A 5,647-nucleotide genomic window follows, 5' to 3' on the forward strand; every position below is an offset into this window, starting at 1 on the left:
TTTCACTCTTTACTAATATTTTGCCACCCATTAAGTTAATAAGTCTTTTTACAATGGTTAAACCAAGCCCAGTTCCACCATATTTTCTGTTAATTTCGACTGAACCTTGAGAAAAACTCTCAAATATAGATTCTAATTTGTCTTTTGGAATTCCAATTCCTGTATCTTGTATCTCAAATTTTAACCTACAATTATCTCCATCTCGGCTTATAAGTTTTGAACTTACACTTATTCTTCCATTTTGAGTAAATTTTAGTGCGTTGTTTATTAAATTAATAAATATTTGAGAAAGTTTTGTAGGATCTCCTACTAGTATTTCTGGAACGTCACTATCTATTTCTAACGTAAAATCGTTATTGTTTTGACTGGCTTGCTCTTTTAACGAATTTTGAATATTGTTGAGTAGTTCTTTTATATCAAAATTAATATTTTCAATTTCTATATTATCAGATTCAATTCTGTTAATTTCAAGAATTTCATTAATATAGGTAAGCAAATAATTACCAGAAAATTTTAATGATTTTAAATATTCAATTTGACTAGCTTTAGGTTTTTCTTCTAATAGAATATGCGAAATTCCATTAATTGCATTAAGAGGTGTTCTTAATTCGTGACTTACTGTCGATAAAAATTCGGCACGTGCTTTCGATGCTTTCTCTATTCTTTCTTTTGCGGTTTCTAATTCACTATTTTTATCGCGAAGTAAACTATTCGATTTATTTCTAATAATATTGTTTTTATATAATGATAAACTTAAAAGTGAAAGGATTGTGATTAATGCAATGCTGAGTATATTAATCAGCTTAGAAAACTTACTTGCTTTTACTTGTTGCTTTTTCTCCTTGTCCATTTTTTCCATAGTTCGCATAATCTCATCTACCTTAAAGCGTTCGGTTATGATGCTTTTTGTTTCAGATTTTGCTACTATTTCTATTGAATCTTTAAGTTTCGTATAAATTTTAAGATAACTAAGCGAATTATTATTTTGTCGCATATTTTCATATACTTCACTTATCCTTTTTGAAATTTTTATTTGCTGATCTATATTTCTGTTTTCAATACTTAACTCATACCCTCTATTCAAATAGTTTAAGGCTAAATTATTTATTTTTTCTTTAGATTTTAAACTTCCTAATTGATATAATGCTTCAGATTGTAGTTTAAATGTGTCTTTGCTAACAGGTAAATGTGCAATTTGCTGAAATATATTTTCAGCAAGAGTAATTTGATTTTTTTCAAGATACATGAGTCCTTTTTGAAGATTTACCATGTTCTTTGCATTTGCTAAATCTATACTTTCGTATATTGAATTTGCTTTTTCAAAATAAGATTCCGCTCTACTATAATTTTCTTTTTGCATATAACATAATCCTAAATTATAGTAGGATAATGCTAGTTTTGAGTTTGGTTCAATTGTATTTAAAATAGATACACCTCGTAATAATTTTTCTATTGCAATATCATATTTTTTGATATCAATATAAATTATCGCTAAACTATAATAACCATTTGCAAGTGCAGGAATATTTTTAATTTTTTGACCGTACACAATACATTTATTAGCGTTTTCTAGTGCGCTGTCAAAAACTTTATTGTTTCTGAAGTAGTTAGCTTTTTCAGTATAAAAAAAAGAGCTGTCAATTTTTGACGTATATTTCCGTCCGTTTTGTGAGAAAACAGTGAGGGTAATAAATGAAATTAAAATTAAAAATAAGTTTTTTAACATCTTTATCAGTTATGAAAACTATATAAATATAGTTATTTTTTATTAATTACAGATAAAATGTCAATAATTCTAGATGAATATCCTATTTCGTTATCATACCAGCCTACGACTTTTACCATTTTATCTATAACCGAAGTGAGTTGAGCATCAAATAAACAGGAGTTTCTGTTTCCAATAATGTCGACAGAAACAATAGGATCTTCGGTATAAGCAAGAATTCCTTTTAGTTCATTTTCAGAAGCTTTTTTGAAAGCAAGATTTATTTCTTCTATAGACACTTCTCGTTTCACGTTAAAAGTAATATCTGTCAAAGAACCGTCAGGAACAGGAACTCGAATGCCACAACCTCCAATTTTGCCTTCTAATTCTGGAAATATTTTGGTTAGCGATTTTGCCGCACCAGTGGTTGTAGGAACTATAGATTGGCTAGCACCACGAGCTCTTCGTAAGTCTTTATGAGGCTGATCATGTAAACTCTGATCGGTAGTATATGAATGTACAGTTGTAATATAGGCTTGTTCTATACCACACAATTCTTTAATAACCTTAATCATTGGTGCTGCATTGTTTGTTGTGCAACTTGCGTTAGAGATAATGAGTTCGTTTCCGTCAAGAATGTTCTCATTTACACCAAGAACAATGGTTTTTATATTTTCTACTTCAGCTGGAGCCGATAAGATTACCTTTTTGGCACCAGCCAAAATATGTGCATTTATTTCGTCGTAAGTCTTATATTTTCCAGTCGATTCTATAACAAAATCAATATCTAAGGCTTTCCAGTCTAAATTTTTTATTTCTTTTTCGTGAAAAAAAGTATATGATTTTCCATCAACTAAAATAGAATTCTCATCAAACGAAACATCGGAAGCTAAAACACCATGAATGCTGTCATATTTTAATAAATGCGACATCGTTCTATTATCAGCAATATCATTTATGGCAATCACTTCAATTGTAGGATGGTCAAGTAGCAATCGAAATAAATTTCGACCAATTCTCCCAAAACCATTTATAGCAATTCGAATTTTCAAAGTTTTTGTTTATTTGGTTATTCGGTTATTTGGTTAACCGATTAAACAAATAACCGAATAACCAAATAAACCTTTTATAAAATATGTTTCTGTGCGTGATATGACGAGCGAACTAATGGACCACTTTCTACATGACGGAAACCCATTTCTTTACCAAGAATTTCGTATTTTTCAAATTGCTCTGGAGTAATAAATTCTTTTACAGGCAAGTGTTTTTTGCTTGGTTGTAAATACTGACCAATAGTTACAATATCTACATTTGCTTCACGCAAATCTTTCATCGTTTGTATCACTTCTTCTTCGGTTTCGCCTAAACCTAGCATGATTCCAGATTTTGTTCTGCGTATTCCTTGTTGTTTTAAATAGCGTAATACTTCAAGACTACGATCGTATTTTGCCTGAATACGCACTTCGCGAGTTAATCTGCGAACGGTTTCTACATTATGAGAAACAACTTCAGGATTGGCTTCTACAATTCTGTCTATATTTCTTTCTACACCTTGAAAATCAGGAATAAGTGTTTCCAATGTGGTTTCTGGATTCATTCTTCGAATAGCTTTTATGGTTTCAATCCAAATTATAGAACCCATATCTTTCAAATCATCTCTATCTACACTTGTAATTACAGCGTGTTTGATGTTCATGATTTTTATAGAACGTGCTACTTTTTCGGGTTCATCCCAATCAACCGTTTCTGGACGACCTGTTTTTACACCACAAAAACCACAAGAACGTGTACAAACATTTCCTAAAATCATAAATGTTGCTGTTCCTTCTCCCCAGCATTCGCCCATATTTGGGCAACTTCCAGAGGTACAAATGGTGTTGAGTTTGTATTTATCGACCAAACCACGCAGTTCAGTGTATTTCTGACCAATAGGTAATTTTACTTTCAACCATTTTGGCTTTCCAACAGGAAGTATATTTGATTCTAAGACAGTTTCCATAAAATGCTGTTTTTGCTTTGCAAAGATAAGACTTAGATTTTAGATTTCAGATTTTAGAGAATAGATTTTAGGAACGAATTGCTCGGGCATTCTTGGTATTCCTATTCCTGCTTTCGCTTTAATCTGTCTCGTCCCAAAAGTCGAGACAGGATTTCCACTTCAATCAGGGTTAGTTAGGAGTTCATTTTAATTTTTGGAACTAAAAAAAGCGCACTAAAATAGTACGCTTTATCCAATTTGTTTATTTAATTTATTCTTGTTGCATCTTAACCATAATTGGCAAAGAATAAGAAGTTCTAACGGGTTTTCCTTTGTATATTCCAGGTTCCCATTTTGTTTTTATAGATTTAAGAACACGAATTGCTTCTTTATCTAAACCAAAACCTGGGTTTTTAGGAACAGTAATGTTAGATAATGTTCCATCTTTCTCGATAACAAAATATACAAGAATTTTTATTGTTTTTTCTTCATCAATTTCTGGTGTAACAAATTTTCTACCCACAGTTTTCAAAAATTCATCTATTCCTCCAGGAAATGTTGGGCTTTTGTCTAAAATCCCAGATGGTTTAATTCCTTCTGGATCTTCTGCAGGTACAGTAATTACTGTTCCTGTGTCGATATTTCCAGGGTTTGGACCAACTCCAGTTCCTGTTGTGTTCGTGTTAGTTGTATTTGTGTTGCCAACTTCTTCAGGTTTTGTAAATGCAACATCTGGAGCTTCATTAGCTTTAACAATTGTTGGATCTATTAAGTCTTGAGATGTCACAGGTTTTTGCGGCTCACTTCTTAATACTGGTAATTCTTCTTTTATTTGATTAGGAGGAAGTATAACATTTGTAACTTCTAACCCAGGATCCTCAATATATGGATGAATAACAGGTTTATCCGCAAATGAACTTAATACTAATGGCAATATCGCAATTCCAGTAATTAATGCTATTGCACTAAAAAAAGCTTTTATTGTTGTTTTTCCATCGTCTTGGCGCAATTGATACGCTCCGTACTCTTTGTTTTTTCCTTCAAAAACTAACTCTAGCCATTCGTTTTTGTTAATGTTTAATTTTGACATAATTTTCGGTTTTTATAATTAATAATCTTCTAATGTTCTGATTAGTTATATGAAAAAACCGTGCCAAAATTTTGTTAAATACATATTAAATGCAAAATTTTAATAAAATAATTATTTATTCCGTAAAATCTAAGTCTTTATTATGCGTTTCTTGAATAGTTAGTGTTGAGTAAATTCCGAGTACAAACACAATGATTCCTACTATTGCCGCAGCTATTATTACTCCATTATTTACTTTTAGTCTATCGAAAGCCAAAAGCATTAACGGAAGTGTTCCTCGGACCATGTTCGGGATTGTAGTTGTAGCTGTGCTTCTTATATTGGTTCCAAATTGTTCTGCTGCAACAGTCACAAACATTGCCCAATATCCAGTTCCTAATCCCAGCCAAGCACAATAAAAATAGTACATATTCTCTGATTTTGTTCCTCCAAACAACATCAAAACAACCCCAATTGTTGTAAAAACCATCATATAAAAAATAGCTTTTTTACGAGATTTTAACCAATGAGAAATAAATCCACTTGAGAAATCCCCAACAGATATTCCAATATATGCCCACATAATGGCTTTGCCTGGCGTTATACTTTCTATTCCAAATGCTGGTGCAAACTGGTTTCCCATAACGGCTAAAATCCCGATGCAATACCATGTTGGAAGTCCAATGGCAATACATTTTAGATATTTTATAAATTGAGTTTTATTGGTGAAAAAAGAAAAGAAATTTCCTTTTGCAATAGTTGTTGTTTTTTCTAAACTTTTATAAATACCAGATTCTACCACACCAATTCTTAAAAATAAGAGTAATAATCCCAGCGTTCCTCCTATAAAATAAGCAATTGTCCAATCTCCAGCTAACTCTACAGTAAGTTGAGC

4 protein-coding genes and 1 pseudogene are annotated in these 5,647 nt (G+C 31.5%); all 5 read right to left on the reverse strand.

Translation table 11 applies throughout. From position 1 onward, the window contains the following. The coding region (locus ACHZC3_RS01505; protein ID WP_394758108.1) for an ATP-binding protein at positions 1 to 1,726 on the reverse strand (1,726 nt) is incomplete at its 3' end. Between the two features lie 32 nt (positions 1,727 to 1,758). Beyond that, positions 1,759 to 2,757, reverse strand: coding sequence for a type I glyceraldehyde-3-phosphate dehydrogenase (gene gap, locus ACHZC3_RS01510; protein WP_394758109.1), 999 nt, complete (start codon positions 2,755 to 2,757; stop codon positions 1,759 to 1,761). A gap of 74 nt (positions 2,758 to 2,831) precedes the next feature. Next, a complete protein-coding gene (gene lipA / locus ACHZC3_RS01515; RefSeq protein ID WP_394758110.1) occupies positions 2,832 to 3,704 on the reverse strand; it encodes a lipoyl synthase in 873 nt (290 codons plus the stop codon). A gap of 250 nt (positions 3,705 to 3,954) precedes the next feature. After that, entirely contained in the window at positions 3,955 to 4,773 is an 819-nt protein-coding gene (locus tag ACHZC3_RS01520; protein WP_394758111.1) for an energy transducer TonB, read from the reverse strand. Positions 4,774 to 4,888: 115 nt separating this feature from the next. Then, positions 4,889 to 5,647 (reverse strand): annotated as a pseudogene (locus ACHZC3_RS01525) (MFS transporter); the annotation flags it as partial.

It is taken from the genome of Flavobacterium sp. (genome assembly GCF_043720215.1).
GTDB lineage: Bacteria > Bacteroidota > Bacteroidia > Flavobacteriales > Flavobacteriaceae > Flavobacterium.

Bases quoted from the DNA above. Each gene is read 5' to 3' on its own strand.
- lipA (WP_394758110.1), bottom strand. From the start codon at position 3,704: ATGGAAACTGTCTTAGAATCAAATATACTTCCTGTTGGAAAGCCAAAA.
- ACHZC3_RS01520 (WP_394758111.1), bottom strand. From the start codon at position 4,773: ATGTCAAAATTAAACATTAACAAAAACGAATGGCTAGAGTTAGTTTTT.